Origin of the sequence: Streptomyces sp. NPDC006551, from assembly GCF_040611675.1 — a bacterium.
Classification (GTDB): domain Bacteria; phylum Actinomycetota; class Actinomycetes; order Streptomycetales; family Streptomycetaceae; genus Streptomyces.
This window is the reverse complement of record NZ_JBEXOT010000037.1, coordinates 15,258-29,766: the sequence shown is the minus strand read 5'-3', so window position 1 is coordinate 29,766 and position 14,509 is coordinate 15,258. Positions and strand designations below refer to the sequence as shown.

Sequence of the window (14,509 nt, the reverse complement as noted above, 5' to 3'; positions counted from 1 at the left end):
ACAAAAGGGTCTTGCGCAACCACTACAGATGAAGCACTATAACCGTCGTGGTTGCGATCGCAGCCGCTTCCCAGAGACAAAGAGGACCGGTTTGCGCAAGCTCACCTACTTCATCGCCTGCGGCATCGACGGCTTCATCGGTGACCCGAAGGGCGACGCCACCTCCACCTACCAGTACGTGGCCGGGGAGTACCTGGAGTACCTGAAGGCGGAGTACCCGGAGACCATCGCCGCCCACGCCTGGCCCGTGCTCGGCGTCGACCCCGACTCCCCGAACCGGCACTTCGACACCGTCATCCAGGGCATGAACTCCTACCGGCTCGGCCTGGACATCGGCGTCACCAGCCCGTACGCCCATATGCGCGAGATCGTCGCCACCCGCTCCCTCGCCGAGTCGCCGGACCCCAACGTCGAGCTGATCGCCGACGACCTGATCGGCCGGGTCCGCGAACTCAAGGCCGAGGACAGCCCGCTCGACATCTGGCTCTGCGGCGGTTCCACCATCGCCGGCGAGCTGATCGACGAGATCGACGAGCTGATCATCAAGACCTATCCGCAGGTCTTCGGCTCCGGCATGCCGATGTTCGGCGCCGGCTTCGAGCCTCGCGACTTCGAGCTGGGCACGGTGCGCGCCTTCGACAACGGCGTGCTGGTGCGGACGTACACCAGGAAGCGGTGACCTGGCCGGCGCCCTACCCTGGAGGTATGGGCACCGAAGGACGCCGCACCGTCCACGATCCACAGGCCGAGCCCCACTGTCCGGCCTGTGGGCAGTCTGTCGGTACGGCCATCAAGCGGCACAAGGTCCTGGGGGCCTGGGTGCCGGTCTGGGAGGCACGGCCGTGCCACAACCCGGACTGTGAACTCTTCGGCCGCAAGGCGGACGGCTCCCGCCCGACCGCTGCGGCGCCGGACGACGCCGAGGGCGCAGCGGGCGCCGGGAGCGGAGAGCGTTCCGAAGCCACCGAAGGCACCGCGACGGGCGGTGCGGAAGCCGCGAGTACGCAGTTGACCGGCAAGAACGGCGAGACCGGGAGAAGTCAGGCCCCGGGGTGACCGGCCGCGCGGTGGAGCCGGTCATACCGCTACAGTCCGCGCATGTCATCGGAGTCGACAGAAGTCTGGACCGGCTGGTACCGGGACCGCGGCGGCGCGGAAGCGATCGTCATCACGGTGGACGGACCGCAGGTGTCCACCCGCATCAGGGGAATCGAGTACAGCGGCGCGAGCTTCGGCGCCCTGCGTGCGGCCGACGAGGGCGGCGAGACGCTCACCGGGTGCGTACTGGAATGGGATCTGCCGCTTCCCGTGGTCCTCGACGGGGTCACCGAGCAGGCCACCCTCAGCTGTCTGCTGACACTCGGTGAACGCGTGGACCTCAGCCTGACGCTGCACCACGGCGGCGCCGCCTACGAATCCGGCATCGCCGGCGGCGACTTCGAGGAGGCCCTCGACCGGGTCAGGCGCCAACTGCCGAACGGGGCCGTGTTCGGCCGCCGACTGCTCCAGGCCGCCTGAGCCTGCGCCCGCCCCAACCTGTCCCCGCCGGCCGCCCGGCCCGGTCATGAACCGGGCTCGGCGGTCATCCGCACAACCCGGCGTCACGCCGAGGCTGTTCGGTCGCGGGCGGGTCCGGCGCCCGTCCTCGACGGCATCCACCCCGCGTCCGTGACCGGGCCGTCGTCGAGGACGACGAACTCCTCCTCCGTCTCGATCTTCGGGCGTACGACGGGAAAACCGGCGGCCGCGAGCCGGGCCGCCCAGCGGCGCGCCGCATCGACGCCGCGGCCGCCTTCGCGCTCCGGAGCCCCCGCACGCCGAAGGGGCCCGGCCGGGATCGCCGGTCGGGCCCCTTCGGGCGGTCTACGGGAGGAAGGTCAGGCCTTCTTGGTCTCCCAGAAGATGCGGTCGACCTCGGCGATGAGCTCGAGGGCCTTCTCGCCCGTCTTCGGGTCCGTCGACGCCTTGGCGGCCGAGAGGGCCTTCAGGGTGTCGTTGATGAGCTGGTGCAGCTCCGGGTACTTCTCGAAGTGCGGGGGCTTGAAGTAGTCGCTCCAGAGCACCGAGATGTGGTGCTTGGCGAGCTCCGCGCGCTGCTCCTTGATGACCGTGGCGCGGGCGCGGAAGTGCGCGTCCTCGTTGGCCTGGTACTTCTCCTGGACGGCCTTGACCGACTCGGCCTCGATCCGGGCCTGGGCCGGGTCGTAGACACCGCAGGGGAGGTCGCAGTGGGCGCTGACCTTCACCTTGGGGGCAAACAGGCGGGAGAGCATTGAGCTGTCCTTCCTCGTGATCGTCTTCTCAGGTGGGACATTACTCCGTGAGAAGCGTGTTTTCGCGAGCGCCCCCTAGGGCTTAGGACAAAAGTCCAGGGTCACCATGGGACTCGTGGACGATCGGACCGGGAGGTGCCGGATGACGGAATCGGGGCGGGAGCCGGGGCGGGGAACCGGGCCCCTGTTCGGTATCGCCGAGGTGACCGGGGTGTCCATGGTGCCGACGCTGCTCCACGGCGATCAGCTGTTCGTGCACTACGGCGCCCGGCTGCGCCCGGGGAACGTGGCCGTGCTGCGCCATCCGCTCCAGCAGGACCTGCTCATCGTCAAGCGTCTGGCGGAGCGACAGGACGCCGGCTGGTGGGTGCTCGGCGACAACCCCGACGCCGAGGGCGACAGCCGGGTCTTCGGCGTCGTGCCCACCGAGCTGGTGCTCGGCCGTGTGCGGGTGCGCTACCGCCCCGTGACTCCCGGCCGCCGGCGCTCGCCGGCCGTCGTGCTCTCCTGGCTGCTCTCGGCCGTCAGGCCGGTGGGGTCGTCGTCCAGGGCCTCCCGGTCGCTCCGTTCGGCCTCCAGGCGCTTGCGGGCCCGGTAGGCGGCCACGTTGGCGCGGGTCGCGCAGCGGTCCGAGCAGTAGCGGCGGGAGCGGTTGGTCGAGGTGTCGAGGTACGCGTTGCGGCACGGCGAGGCCTGGCACAGCCCGAGCCGGTCGGCGCCGAACTCGGTCAGATGGAAGGCCAGCCCCATCGCCGCGATCGCCGCGTAGCCCGCGGTGGCGTTCGAAGGGTGGTCGGCGAGGTGCATGTGCCAGCGCGGCCGCCCCTCGTCGTCGAGGAAGTCGTGCCCGGAGATCTGCGGGCTCACCGGGAACTCCAGGAGCAGGGAGTTCAGCAGGTCCACGGCCCGGGTGTGGTCGCCCTCGTCGGCCGCGGTGAAGACCGCCCGCAGCCGCCCGCGGACCGAACGGAAGCGCGTCACATCGGCGTCCGTCGCCCGCCGGGCCATCTGGGAGGCCGTGCCGAAGAGCTCGCGAACCGCCTCGACGGAGGTCAGGGAGTCCTTGTGGCGAGTCGGCTCCTCGGTGTTGACCAGACGCACGGCGTAATCCGAGTAATAGGCCAGTTCCACTTGTAGTCCTTACTCCGGCGGTCTAGGGTCTGGTGCGGAAAGGGGTAACAGCTGTTTCCCCTTCGAGGGTATTACGAAGAGGGCGAGGTACGGCGATGACGGACGCGGCGACGACCGGAACCGACTGGGCGGCCTGGCAGGAGAGCTGGGACCGTCAGCAGGAGTGGTACATGCCGGACCGCGAGGAGCGGTTCCGCGTGATGCTCGACATGGTCGAGGCCGTGGTGGGACCGGAGCCCCGCGTCCTCGACCTGGCGTGCGGTACTGGGAGTATTACGGATCGGCTGCTCAAGCGGTTCCCGAAGGCGATCAGTACCTGCGTCGACCTCGACCCGGCCCTGCTCGCCATCGCCGAGGGGTACTTCGCCGGCGACCGGCGCGTCACCCTGGTGACCGCCGACCTCAAGGACCCCGAGTGGGTCACGAGGCTGCCGTACGACACGTACGACGCCGTCCTCACCGCCACCGCTCTGCACTGGCTCCACACCGAGCCGCTCACCGCGCTCTACGGGCAGCTCGCCGGGATCGTCCGCGACGGCGGCGTCTTCATGAACGCCGACCACATGATCGACGAGACCACCCCCCGCATCAACGCCGCCGAGCGCGCCCAGCGGCACGCCCGGATGGACGAGGCCAAGGCCGCCGGCGTCCTCGACTGGGCCGACTGGTGGGCGCTCGCCGCCGCCGACCCGGTCCTCGCCGAGCCCACCGCCCGCCGCTTCGAGATCTACGGCGAGCACGCCGACGGCGACATGCCCTCCGCCCGCCGCCACGGCCAGATCCTGCGCGCCGCGGGCTTCGCCGAGGCACGCCCGGTCTGGGCCTCGCCCTCCGACACGCTGGTGCTCGCGGTGAAGTAGGTTGCGTCCACGGCGAAGGGGCGGTACGGGAGTCCCGTACCGCCCCTTCGCGCGTCGTACCGCTTACAGCACCTTGGACAGGAACGCCTTCGTCCGGTCGTGCTGGGGGTTGCCCAGGACCTCGCGCGGGTGGCCGGACTCGACCACGACGCCGCCGTCCATGAACACCAGGGAGTCGCCCACCTCGCGGGCGAAGCCCATCTCGTGGGTGACGACGACCATCGTCATGCCCGACTCGGCCAGGTCCCGCATGACGTCGAGGACGTCACCGACCAGCTCCGGGTCGAGCGCCGACGTGGGCTCGTCGAAGAGCATCAGCTTCGGCTCCATCGCCAGCGCGCGGGCGATGGCCACACGCTGTTGCTGACCGCCGGAGAGCTGCGAGGGGTAGTTCCCGGCCTTGTCGGCCAGACCGACCCGGTCGAGCAGCCGCTCGGCCCGCTCGCGGGCGACCGCCTTGGACTCGCCCTTCACCTGGATCGGCGCCTCCATGACGTTGGCCAGGGCCGTCATGTGCGGGAACAGGTTGAAGCGCTGGAAGACCATGCCGATGTCACGGCGCTGGGCGGCGACCTCGCTGTCCTTCAGCTCGTAGAGCTTGTCGCCCTTCTGGCGGTAGCCCACCAGTTCGCCGTCGACGTACAGCCGACCGGAGTTGATCTTCTCCAGGTGGTTGATGCACCGCAGGAAGGTCGACTTGCCGGAACCGGACGGGCCGATCAGGCAGAACACCTCGCCGTTGTTCACCTCGAGGTCGATGCCCTTGAGGATGTGGGCGGCACCGTAGGACTTGTGGACGCCCTCGGCCTTCACCATTGCCGTCATGTGTTTCACCGCCGCCAGTTGGAAAGGGAGACCAGGTTCGCCTTGACCTTCTGCCATGGCGTCGGGGGCAGCGTGCGCAGGGAGCCGCGTGCGTAGTGCCGCTCCAGGTAGAACTGGCCCACGCTGAACACCGAGGTCAGGATCAGGTACCAGATCGAGGCGACGAAGAACATCTCCATCACCGCGAACGAGGTCGACGCGATGTCCTGCGAGGCGCGCAGCAGATCCGGGTACTGCACCGCCACGACCAGGGACGAGGTCTTCAGCATGTTGATGAACTCGTTGCCCGTCGGCGGGATGATCACCCGCATCGACTGCGGGAGCACCACGCGCCGCATCGTCTTCGCCTGGCTCATGCCCAGAGCGTGCGACGCCTCCGTCTGGCCCTCGTCGACCGACTGGATACCTGCCCGGACGATCTCCGCCATGTACGCGCCCTCGTTGAGGCCGAGACCCAGCAGGGCGGCCAGGAAGGGGGTCATGACATCGGTCATCTCGTCCTTGTAGAACCCGATGTTGAAGATCGGGAAGATCAGGGCGAGGTTGAACCAGATCAGCAGCTGCACATAGACCGGCGTGCCGCGGAAGACCCAGATGTAGAGCCAGGCGACGGAGCTGGTCACCGGGTTCTTGGAGAGCCGCATGACGGCGAAGAGCACACCCAGCACCAGGCCCAGCGCCATCGAGGCGACGCTGATGAGGATCGTGTTCCCCAGGCCGGACAGGATGCTGGGGTCGAACAGCTTCTCCGGCACCGTCGCCCAGCGCACGTTGCCCTGCGAGAAGGCGTACGCCAGGAGGGCCAGGAGGGCGACGACCAGGACGCCGGCGACCCAGCGTCCGTAGTGGCGGACCGGAATGGCCTTGATGGCCTCCGGCGGGAGCCCCGCCGGGGCGGGCGACGCCCCGGCGGGAACCTTGTCGAGCTTGTCAGTCACAACGACTGCCCTTCAGTGGTGCGTGGGGGTCAGGAGCCGCCGTTGATCTTGGCCGCGGGGATGGCGCCGTCGCCCGCGTTCCACTTGTCGAGGGCGGCCTTGTACGTGCCGTCCTTGATGATCGCGTCCAGCGCTTCCTTGAGAGCGTCGCGCAGCTGGGTGTCCTTCTTGTCGACGGCGATGCCGAAGAAGCCCGCGTCCGTCTTGTTGGCGATGGCCTCGAAGTCGTTGCCGCCACCCGCCGTCTGGGCGATGTACGCGGCGACCGGCGAGTCGTTCAGGTCGGCGACGGCGCCGCCCGCCTTGACGCGGGTCTGGGCCTCGGCATCGGTCGGGAAGGACTCGAAGGTGAGGGCCGGCTTGCCGTCCTTCTTGCACTTCTCGGCCTGGTCCTTGGCGGCCTGCTCGTACGTCGTGCCACGCTGCACGGCCAGCTTCTTGCCGCACAGGTCGTCGAGCGACTTGATGTTCTCCGGGTTGCCCTTCTTCACCAGGATGCCGGTGGAGGCGGTGAAGTAGTCGACGAAGTCGACGCCCGTGCCGGTCTTCTTGCCCTTGTCGTCCAGGCCCTCCTGACGGGCCTTGGTGTCCGTCATGGAGGACATGACGATGTCGGTGCGACCGGTGGGCAGGGCCGTGAGCAGGGTGTCGAAGGTGCCGCTGGTGAACTGGAACTTCACGCCGAGCTGCTTGGAGAGGGCGGCGGCGATGTCGGGGTCGACACCGACGATCTCCTCGCCCTTCTTGAACTCCATCGGGGCGTACGTGGCGTCCGTGCCGACCTTGATGACGCCGGCCTTCTGGATGTCGGCGGGCAGCTTCGAGAAGAGCGGAGCGTTGGAGGCGACGGACTGCGTGCCGCCCTCGGGAGTGGTCTTCGCGCCCTCGGTCTGGTCTCCACAGGCGGTCAGCAGCATGGAGCCGGCGACCGCGATGGCGGCGACCGCGGCAAGACGGGAGGTGCGGGTCTTGGCGGCGGTCGTACAGCGCGTGGAGCGTGCGGTCATGGTCGGGTTCCTCCGGCGTGTGAGGGAGTTGCCATAGGCCGCGCACGCACCTTCGGGTGTCGCGACCTCGTGTGATTACGGCATCTTGCCATTCGGACCCCCCCAAACAGACGGCCGCGCATGTCAAAATCGGGTAACGGGTGACCCCCGAACTCCGAGAGGCCGGTACTTCCCGGCCGGACCTTCTCCGGAGATACCTCCTTCGGGCCGGAAAATCTCCGGTCGATCTCGCCATTCGGACGACACGAAACGCGCGATTCGGTGTGCGGGCATATCTGTCCGGACATTCGGTGACGCGTCCGCCCAAGGCAAGGTGACGATACGGCCGTATGAGTCGCATCACCGCTCCACTATGGACTCGTCCGCGGTGCCGTCCGTCCGGTAAGAAGGATCCTTACACCCCTCATCCGGGGCTCAGGGCGCGTTGTGCGGCGCGCCCGCGCGGCTGCCAGACACGGTGGCCGCGGGACCCACCCACCCCCTCCTCAACCAGGAGTGGCCACCCTCAAATGATGAAGACTTAAGGGGTCAACCCAATGGCAGCGGAGATCGTCAACCCTCGCAGCGGGAGCGGTGCGGAAGGGGCTCATGAGGAGCCCTTCGATCCGGCTTTCGCTTTGCACCGTGGCGGCAAGATGGCCGTCGCGGCCACAGTGCCGCTCCGGGACAAGGACGACCTGTCCCTCGCGTACACGCCCGGCGTCGCCAAGGTGTGCACCGCGATCGCCGAGCAGCCGGAGCTGGTCCACGACTACACCTGGAAGTCTCAGGTCGTCGCGGTCGTGACCGACGGAACGGCAGTGCTCGGACTCGGCGACATCGGCCCGGAGGCGTCGCTTCCGGTCATGGAGGGGAAAGCCATCCTCTTCAAGCAGTTCGGAGGCGTGGACGCGGTGCCGATCGCGCTCGCCACCACCGACACCGACGAGATCGTGGAGACCGTCGTCCGGCTCGCCCCCTCCTTCGGAGGAGTGAACCTGGAGGACATCTCGGCGCCGCGGTGCTTCGAGATCGAGCGCAAGCTCCAGGAGCGCCTCGACATCCCCGTCTTCCACGACGACCAGCACGGCACGGCCGTCGTCACCCTCGCCGCGCTCCGCAATGCGGCGAAGCTGACCGGCCGCACCCTCGGTGACCTGCGCGGAGTCATCTCCGGCGCCGGCGCGGCCGGGGTCGCCATCGCCAAGTTCCTGCTGGAGGCGGGGCTCGGCGACGTGGCCGTCGCGGACCGCAAGGGCATCGTCAGCCGTGACCGTGAGGACCTCACCCCGGTCAAGCGCGAGCTCGCGGAGATCACCAACAAGGCGGGCCTCACCGGCTCCCTGGAGACCGCCCTGGCCGGCGCGGACGTCTTCATCGGCGTCTCCGGCGGTACGGTCCCGGAGGCCGCTGTCGCCTCGATGGCGCCGAACGCCTTCGTGTTCGCCATGGCCAACCCGAACCCCGAGGTCCACCCCGACGTCGCGCACAAGTACGCGTCCGTCGTGGCGACCGGCCGTTCGGACTACCCGAACCAGATCAACAACGTCCTCGCCTTCCCGGGCATCTTCGCGGGCGCCCTCCAGGTCCGGGCCTCCCGGATCACCGAAGGCATGAAGATCGCCGCGGCGAACGCCCTGGCGGACGTGGTCGGCGACCAGCTCGCCGCCGACTATGTGATCCCGTCCCCGTTCGACGAGCGCGTCGCCCCGGCGGTCACCGCCGCCGTGGCCGCCGCCGCCCGCGCCGAGGGCGTGGCGCGCCGCTGACGCGTCCCGGACGCCGACGTCCACCGAGCAGGGGCCCCGCCGGACAGGCGGGGCCCCTGCTCGCGTCCGGCGTCCTCGCGGTTTCGCCGTCCTCGCGTCCGGCGTCCTCGCGTCCGGTGGCTCCCGCGTCCGGTGTGGGCGGTGACGAGAGAAGTGCGTCACAGGGTCGTGTGGTTCCGCCATCGGCCCCCCGGATCTACGCTCAAGGTCATGTTCGCTGCCTACGCCGCCCGAATCGACCGCGATCAGCCCCTGAACGGACTTGAGCTCGGCGAACGTCCCGAGCCCGAGGTCCGTGCCGGCTGGACCACCGTGACCGTCAAAGCCGCTTCGCTCAACCACCACGACCTCTGGTCGCTGCGTGGGGTGGGGCTGCCCGAGGAGAAGCTGCCGATGATCCTCGGCTGCGACGCGGCGGGCATCGACGAACACGGCAACGAGGTGGTCCTGCACTCCGTCATCGGGCAGACCGGCCACGGAGTCGGCCCCGACGAGCCCCGCTCCATCCTGACCGAGCGCTATCAGGGCACCTTCGCCGAGCGGGTCACCGTTCCCTCCTGGAACGTGCTGCCCAAGCCCAAGGAGCTCTCGTTCGAGGAGGCCGCCTGCCTTCCGACCGCCTGGCTCACCGCGTACCGCATGCTCTTCACCAACGCCGGGGTGCGGCCGGGCGACTCGATCCTGGTGCAGGGCGCGGGCGGCGGCGTCGCCACCGCGGCGATCGTGCTCGGCAAGGCCGCCGGACTGCGCGTCTTCGCCACCAGCCGTGACGAGGCCAAGCGGAAGCGGGCCGTCGAGCTCGGCGCCGTGGAGGCGTACGAGCCGGGCGCGCGACTCCCGGCGCGCGTGGACGCGGTCATCGAGACCGTCGGCGCGGCCACCTGGTCGCACTCGGTCAAGTCGCTGAAGCCGGGCGGCACCCTCGTCATCTCGGGCGCCACCAGCGGTGACCGGCCCTCGCACGCCGAGCTGACCCGGATCTTCTTCCTGGAGCTCAAGGTCGTCGGCTCGACCATGGGGTCCAAGGACGAGTTGGAGGACCTGCTGTCGTTCTGCGCGGCCACGGGCGTGCGGCCGGTGATCGACGACGTGCTGCCGCTGGACCGGGCCCGCGAGGGCTTCGAGAAGATGGCCTCGGGCGAACTCTTCGGAAAGATCGTCCTCACGACGTCTTGATGGACCGTCAGATGTACTGATGGGATCTCCGGCACTGCGAACACGCCGTCGTGCCGGAGGTTTCCCGTGTTACGAACGCCCCTTGCGGCAGCCGCCGCCGTCGCGGCCACCCTCGCCGCCCTGCTCGCCCCGCCGGCCGCCCACGCCGAGAGCCCCGGCCGTGACGCCGGCCCGATACCCGTCCTCACCGACGCGCACGGCCGGACCCTCACCCTGCGGGGCTGGAACGTCGAGGACAAGGCGGGCCGCGGCGAGAACGCCCTGGCGGCGGTCACCGAGCGACACTTCCGGGACATGCGGGCCAAGGGCTTCAACTTCGCCCGGCTCCTCGTCTTCTGGGACGACCTGGAGCCCCGGCCGGGCCAGTACAGCCAGGCGTACCTGGGGAAGATCGAACGCGTCCTCGGCTGGGCGGAGAAACACGACGTCCACGTGCTGATCGACGCCCACCAGGACGTCTTCGGCCCGGCGTTCGGACACCGCGGTGTGCCGGAGTGGGCCACCCGGACGGACGGACTGCCCTTCACCCCGCACCCGGACGACTGGTTCGCCGAGTACTTCGAGCCCGCCGTGCAGCGCGCCTTCACCCATCTCTACCAGGACGAGGACCTGCGGCGCGCCCAGGCGGAGATGTGGCGGGTCCTCGCCGATCGCTTCGCGGACCATCCGGCCGTCCTCGGCTACGACCTGATCAACGAGCCGATGGGCGAGCTGCGGGAGGGTGAGGACCTGCCGACCGCCGCCCGGCGGATCGAGCGGGAGCAGCTGACCCCGATGTACAACCGTCTCGCGGACGCCGTCCGCGCGGTCGACCGCGACACCTGGGTCTTCGTCGAGCCGACCCCGATCGTCGGCGAGGGCGTCCCCACCGGCCTCGGCAGGATCGACGACCCGAAGGTCGTCTACGCCCCGCACTTCTACAACGCGGGCATGGAGGCGGGCGCCGACTACGACCCGGCGGCCGGCTGGATCGAGGCGTACGAGCAGGCCGTCACCCGGTACCCCGGGGAGTACGGGATCCCGGTGGTGGTGGGGGAGTGGGGCCCGCTCAACAACTCCCTGCCGAACATGAACCGCTTCTACCGGGACGCGATGGCCTCCCTCGGCCGGTACGGCTCCGGGTGGGCCGGCTATGTGTGGTGCTACGGGGGCGGGTACTGCGCGGTGGACGGCGCGGGAACCTTCCGTACGAACAAGGAGCTGACGGCCGAGCCGTACGCGGAGGCGGTCGCGGGCACGGTCCGCTCCTCCGCGTACGACTCCGGGAGCGGGGTCTACCGGCTGGAGTACGACTCCGCGCGGCGCGGCGCCCGGCGGACGGAGCTCTCCCTGCCGCCGGGTCCCTGGAAGGTCGCGGCCGGCGGCAAGGCGGTCGTGCTGCGCAAGGAGCCCGGCAGAGCATGGATCCTCGCAGCCCCCGGTGCTCGGGTGACGGTGACCGTCACCCGGGGCTGACGGCCGCCGATCAGCCCCGGGGCCAGGGCCCGTCCTCCGGAAGGCGGCCGGGCCGGAGTGGCAGCCCCGGCCCGGTGCCTGGTGGGCGGATCAGTGGTCCGGCTTCCGGCCCGACGGGTGCAACAGGGCCGTGATGTGAGCCGCCGCCGTCGACAGATGGCGGCGGGTCTCCGCCAGCTGGGCCGCGTCCACGCCGTGGTCGCGCGCCGCGTCGCGGATGTCGTCGCGGAAGCGGTCCAGGAGCCGGTCCAGGTCGCGGGCCGGGTCGCCGGTGGGTTCGTGGTCCTTCGCCCACTCCGACGCGGCCTCCTCGGCGGTCTCCGGCTGCTGAGCCGCCGCCTTGGGGTGCGTCGACCCCGTCACCAGGCCGCCGAGCTGGGCGGTGAGATCCGAGAGGCCCTCCCAGACGCCCGAGGGCCAGTCGCCTCGCGCGAACCGGTCCTGGACCTGTTCCTGGATCTGCCGGGCGATCCGCTGGAACTCCTTCGCCTCGCGGCGCGCCGACTGGGCCTCGGCGCGGGCCTGGCGCGTCTGCTCCCTCCACTCCTGCTTGGCGCGGCGCAGCTCCTCCTTGGCGTCGGCGAACGAGGAGTCCTTGCGCCGGGTCTCGCTCGCCGCCGCGCGCATCTCGCTGCGCAGCTTGCCGGCCGCTCCGCGCACGTCGTCGCGGATCTCGGCGGCCAGTTCGGAGACCGACTCGCGGATCTCCCGCTCCAGATCGGCCAGTTCACCCCCGCGCCCGGCCAGCTCCGCGCGGCCGGCGTCGGTGATGGAGTAGACCTTGCGGCCGCCTTCGGTGGCGTGCGTGACCAGGCCCTCGGCCTCCAGCTTGGCCAGGCGTGGATAGACCGTGCCCGCCGAGGGGGCGTACAGACCCTCGAAGCGCTCCTCCAGGAGGCGGATCACCTCATAGCCGTGCCGGGGGGCCTCGTCGAGGAGCTTGAGCAGATACAGGCGCAGTCGGCCGTGGGCGAAGACGGGCGGCATGTCACAGCACCTTTCCGGAGGCGGTGGGCGCGTCGGGGGCGGACGGCGCGGGGGGCTCGCCGTCGCCCGGGGCCGGGTCGGGGCGGCGCAACAGCGCGATCGACCCGCAGAGCGTGGTGGCCTTGAGCGTGCCACGGCCTGTTCCGAGCGTGCCGGTGATGCTCTTGGCGCCCCACTGCCCGCCGACCCGAAGGTCGTCGAAGGCGTTGGAGAGGGAGCCGCTGGTGGTGTTCGCCTCGACCCGGGCGTCCGCCGGGTGCGGCAGGCGGATGGCGACCTCGCCGGAGACGCTGGTCAGCCGGATGTCCGCCGGCGGTCCTTCCCGGTGGGTGGGGCCGAGGTCGATGACCATGTCCCCGCTGACCGTCTCCGCCTTGACGGAGGCGCCCGCGCCCTCGATCACCGTCATGTCACCGGTCACCGAGTTGATCCGCAGGGCACCCGTGACGGACTGGGCCTCCAGATCGCCGGAGACGCTCTCGGCGTGGACCGGGCCGGAGAGGCCGACGAGCGTGGTGTCGCCCGTGACCCCTCGGATGTCCGTACGGCCCCGGATGCCGGAGATCACGGCACCGGCGCCGACCACGCCCACCTCGACGTCCACGCCGGCCGGGACGGCGACGGAGACGACGGCCCTACGGTGGTGGCCCTTGCCGTCGAACCACTTGAGGAAACCCTTCCAGTGCAGGTCCTCATAGGTCACGGTCAGGGTCGAGCCGTCCTGGGTCACGATCAAGGGCGGACCCTCGATCTCCGAGACCTCCAGGCGGGCGGTGGCCTCGTCGGTCCCGACGACGTTGACCGCCCCGTTCACGATGCGCACCTGGAGCCGGGACACGGGATCGGTCAGCGTGAGTTTCCTGGGCTCGGCGACGGACCACTCTGTCATGGTGCTGTCCTCCCGTATCGATGACGCGGCGACGCTGTGACGCAACATATCGCGTCTCTCGCTGAACACGATATATCGCGGTGCGGGGAAGTCAACCCCCTTCAATGGGTGGCATTCGCCTACGTACACGGACAAATTGACCTAGCGTATGGGCCATGAACGCGAGATCCGGACCGCGCCCCGTGGGGGCGCTGCTGCTCTGCCGTGCCGAGCCCCCGGCGGTCCGCCCACCGGCCCAGCTGCTCCGGGAACAGCTGCTCCTCGGCCCGGCCGGGACCGACTGGAGCGTGATCGTCCCCGAGGGGAAGCCGTGGCTCCACGGCGGCGAGCCCGTCGACCGGGTAGTCACCGGCTGGGCCACCGCGCTGGCGGTCTCCGCCGCCACCTGGCCCGTCCTCGCGCTCTGGTGGGACGCGGACCGGGCCGGGTTCACCCTCGCCGCCGGGTTCCGCCGCACCGTCGGCTACACCTGGCTCACCGACGGCACCCCGGTCGGCGAGGACGAGGCCATGCGCACCTTCGCGGCCCGGCTCGCCCTCGACCCCGTTCTGGACCTCCAGGCCCTGACGCCGCTCACCGAACCCGACCCCGAGGCCGACGCCGACACCAGGCTCCTCGGCCTCGTGGCGGTCCTCGCGCGCGTGGGCCTGCGCCTGCCGACCGGGCTCACGCCCGGCGAGAGCGCCGACCGGCTCCGGTCGGTCGCCCTGGCCCAAGGGGCCGAACAACTCGAATGGTCCGGCTGGCGCGATGCCGTACGGGCGGAACTCGACGCGATGGAGGGCGGCCGTCTCGGCCCGTATCTGCGCGGTCCCCGGGCCCGGCTGTTCGGTGCGGCGCAACTGGGCGCCGGTCTGCCGCTGCTCGCCTGGGGTGTCTCCCGCCGCAGCGGCGGGTGGACGGCGGCGGGGGCGCTCCTCGTCGCGCACGGGGCGTTCGGTCTCGCCTACGACCGGCTGCGCGGGCCGTAGCGCCCGCGCGCCCACCCGCCCGGGGCCGCGATCTCAGGTCCTACTCGTCGTCCTCGTCCTCGTCGTCCAGACGGGCCAGCCAGGTCGCGAGGCGCTCGACCGGCACCTCGAAGTCGGGGTTGAGGTCGACGAACGTACGCAACTGCTCGGCGAGCCACTCGAAGGAGACTTCCTCCTCGCCGCGCCGCTTCTCCAGTTCCTCGATGCCACGGTCAGTGAAGTACATGCGATCAGGATAGGCCGTGTGTC

16 protein-coding genes and 1 pseudogene are annotated in these 14,509 nt (G+C 70.3%); 9 read left to right on the top strand and 8 right to left on the bottom strand.

All coding sequences use genetic code 11. The features are described 5' to 3' along the window. Positions 1 to 91: 91 nt before the first annotated feature. The 3 genes from ABZY12_RS26435 to ABZY12_RS26425 are packed head-to-tail and all read left to right on the top strand — an operon-like array spanning position 92 to position 1,518. Positions 92 to 679, top strand: coding sequence for a dihydrofolate reductase family protein (locus ABZY12_RS26435; protein WP_356894484.1), 588 nt, complete (start codon positions 92 to 94; stop codon positions 677 to 679). 26 nt (positions 680 to 705) lie between these two features. Further along, positions 706 to 1,056, top strand: a complete 351-nt coding sequence (locus ABZY12_RS26430; protein WP_356894482.1) for a hypothetical protein — start codon at positions 706 to 708, stop codon at positions 1,054 to 1,056. A gap of 42 nt (positions 1,057 to 1,098) precedes the next feature. Further along, positions 1,099 to 1,518, top strand: a complete 420-nt coding sequence (locus ABZY12_RS26425; RefSeq protein WP_356894480.1) for a DUF6304 family protein — start codon at positions 1,099 to 1,101, stop codon at positions 1,516 to 1,518. A gap of 359 nt (positions 1,519 to 1,877) precedes the next feature. Here the strand turns inward: ABZY12_RS26425 and sodN are convergent, their stop codons facing one another. After that, the gene (gene sodN / locus ABZY12_RS26420; RefSeq protein ID WP_137993403.1) at positions 1,878 to 2,273 is read right to left on the bottom strand and encodes a superoxide dismutase, Ni; all 396 of its coding nucleotides are present in this window, start codon (positions 2,271 to 2,273) and stop codon (positions 1,878 to 1,880) included. A 106-nt stretch (positions 2,274 to 2,379) separates the two neighbouring features. Between sodN and sodX the strand changes: the two are divergent. Further along, positions 2,380 to 2,664 (top strand): annotated as a pseudogene (gene sodX, locus ABZY12_RS26415) (nickel-type superoxide dismutase maturation protease); the annotation flags it as partial. 65 nt (positions 2,665 to 2,729) lie between these two features. Here the strand turns inward: sodX and ABZY12_RS26410 are convergent. Beyond that, complete coding sequence (locus tag ABZY12_RS26410; RefSeq protein ID WP_356894478.1) at positions 2,730 to 3,404, bottom strand: CGNR zinc finger domain-containing protein; 675 nt, start codon at positions 3,402 to 3,404, stop codon at positions 2,730 to 2,732. Between the two features lie 95 nt (positions 3,405 to 3,499). On the opposite strand from ABZY12_RS26410, the gene ABZY12_RS26405 reads away from it, so the two are divergent. Further along, complete coding sequence (locus tag ABZY12_RS26405) at positions 3,500 to 4,264, top strand: class I SAM-dependent methyltransferase (RefSeq protein WP_356894476.1); 765 nt, start codon at positions 3,500 to 3,502, stop codon at positions 4,262 to 4,264. A 63-nt stretch (positions 4,265 to 4,327) separates the two neighbouring features. Here ABZY12_RS26405 and ABZY12_RS26400 read toward each other — a convergent pair whose 3' ends face one another. Genes ABZY12_RS26400 through ABZY12_RS26390 form a run of 3 tightly spaced genes read right to left on the bottom strand, consistent with a single transcriptional unit; the run spans position 4,328 to position 7,034 of the window. Beyond that, positions 4,328 to 5,089 (bottom strand): amino acid ABC transporter ATP-binding protein, encoded by a 762-nt coding sequence (locus tag ABZY12_RS26400; RefSeq protein WP_356894474.1) that lies wholly within the window; start codon positions 5,087 to 5,089, stop codon positions 4,328 to 4,330. A 5-nt stretch (positions 5,090 to 5,094) separates the two neighbouring features. After that, a complete protein-coding gene (locus ABZY12_RS26395; protein WP_356894472.1) occupies positions 5,095 to 6,027 on the bottom strand; it encodes an amino acid ABC transporter permease in 933 nt (310 codons plus the stop codon). A gap of 29 nt (positions 6,028 to 6,056) precedes the next feature. Further along, positions 6,057 to 7,034, bottom strand: coding sequence for an ABC transporter substrate-binding protein (locus ABZY12_RS26390; RefSeq protein ID WP_356894470.1), 978 nt, complete (start codon positions 7,032 to 7,034; stop codon positions 6,057 to 6,059). Positions 7,035 to 7,570: 536 nt separating this feature from the next. Between ABZY12_RS26390 and ABZY12_RS26385 the strand changes: the two genes are divergently transcribed. From ABZY12_RS26385 to ABZY12_RS26375, 3 genes are all read left to right on the top strand, one after another. After that, entirely contained in the window at positions 7,571 to 8,782 is a 1,212-nt protein-coding gene (locus tag ABZY12_RS26385) for an NADP-dependent malic enzyme (RefSeq protein ID WP_356894468.1), read from the top strand. A gap of 210 nt (positions 8,783 to 8,992) precedes the next feature. Next, positions 8,993 to 9,958 carry a zinc-binding dehydrogenase gene (locus ABZY12_RS26380; protein ID WP_356894466.1) on the top strand — a complete coding sequence of 322 codons (966 nt, stop codon included), beginning with the start codon at positions 8,993 to 8,995 and terminating at the stop codon, positions 9,956 to 9,958. A 120-nt stretch (positions 9,959 to 10,078) separates the two neighbouring features. Beyond that, the gene (locus tag ABZY12_RS26375) at positions 10,079 to 11,413 is read left to right on the top strand and encodes a cellulase family glycosylhydrolase (protein WP_356894558.1); all 1,335 of its coding nucleotides are present in this window, start codon (positions 10,079 to 10,081) and stop codon (positions 11,411 to 11,413) included. A gap of 90 nt (positions 11,414 to 11,503) precedes the next feature. On the opposite strand, the gene ABZY12_RS26370 is transcribed toward ABZY12_RS26375, so the two are convergent. After that, entirely contained in the window at positions 11,504 to 12,400 is an 897-nt protein-coding gene (locus ABZY12_RS26370; protein WP_356894464.1) for a helix-turn-helix transcriptional regulator, read from the bottom strand. A gap of 1 nt (position 12,401) precedes the next feature. Next, on the bottom strand, positions 12,402 to 13,289 hold the full coding sequence (locus tag ABZY12_RS26365) for a hypothetical protein (protein WP_356894462.1): 888 nt from the start codon (positions 13,287 to 13,289) through the stop codon (positions 12,402 to 12,404). A 155-nt stretch (positions 13,290 to 13,444) separates the two neighbouring features. Between ABZY12_RS26365 and ABZY12_RS26360 the strand changes: the two genes are divergently transcribed. Continuing rightward, on the top strand, positions 13,445 to 14,260 hold the full coding sequence (locus ABZY12_RS26360) for a hypothetical protein (protein WP_356894460.1): 816 nt from the start codon (positions 13,445 to 13,447) through the stop codon (positions 14,258 to 14,260). 40 nt (positions 14,261 to 14,300) lie between these two features. Here ABZY12_RS26360 and ABZY12_RS26355 read toward each other — a convergent pair whose 3' ends face one another. Further along, on the bottom strand, positions 14,301 to 14,486 hold the full coding sequence (locus tag ABZY12_RS26355) for a DUF6104 family protein (protein ID WP_356102743.1): 186 nt from the start codon (positions 14,484 to 14,486) through the stop codon (positions 14,301 to 14,303). Between the last annotated feature and the right edge of the window lie 23 nt (positions 14,487 to 14,509).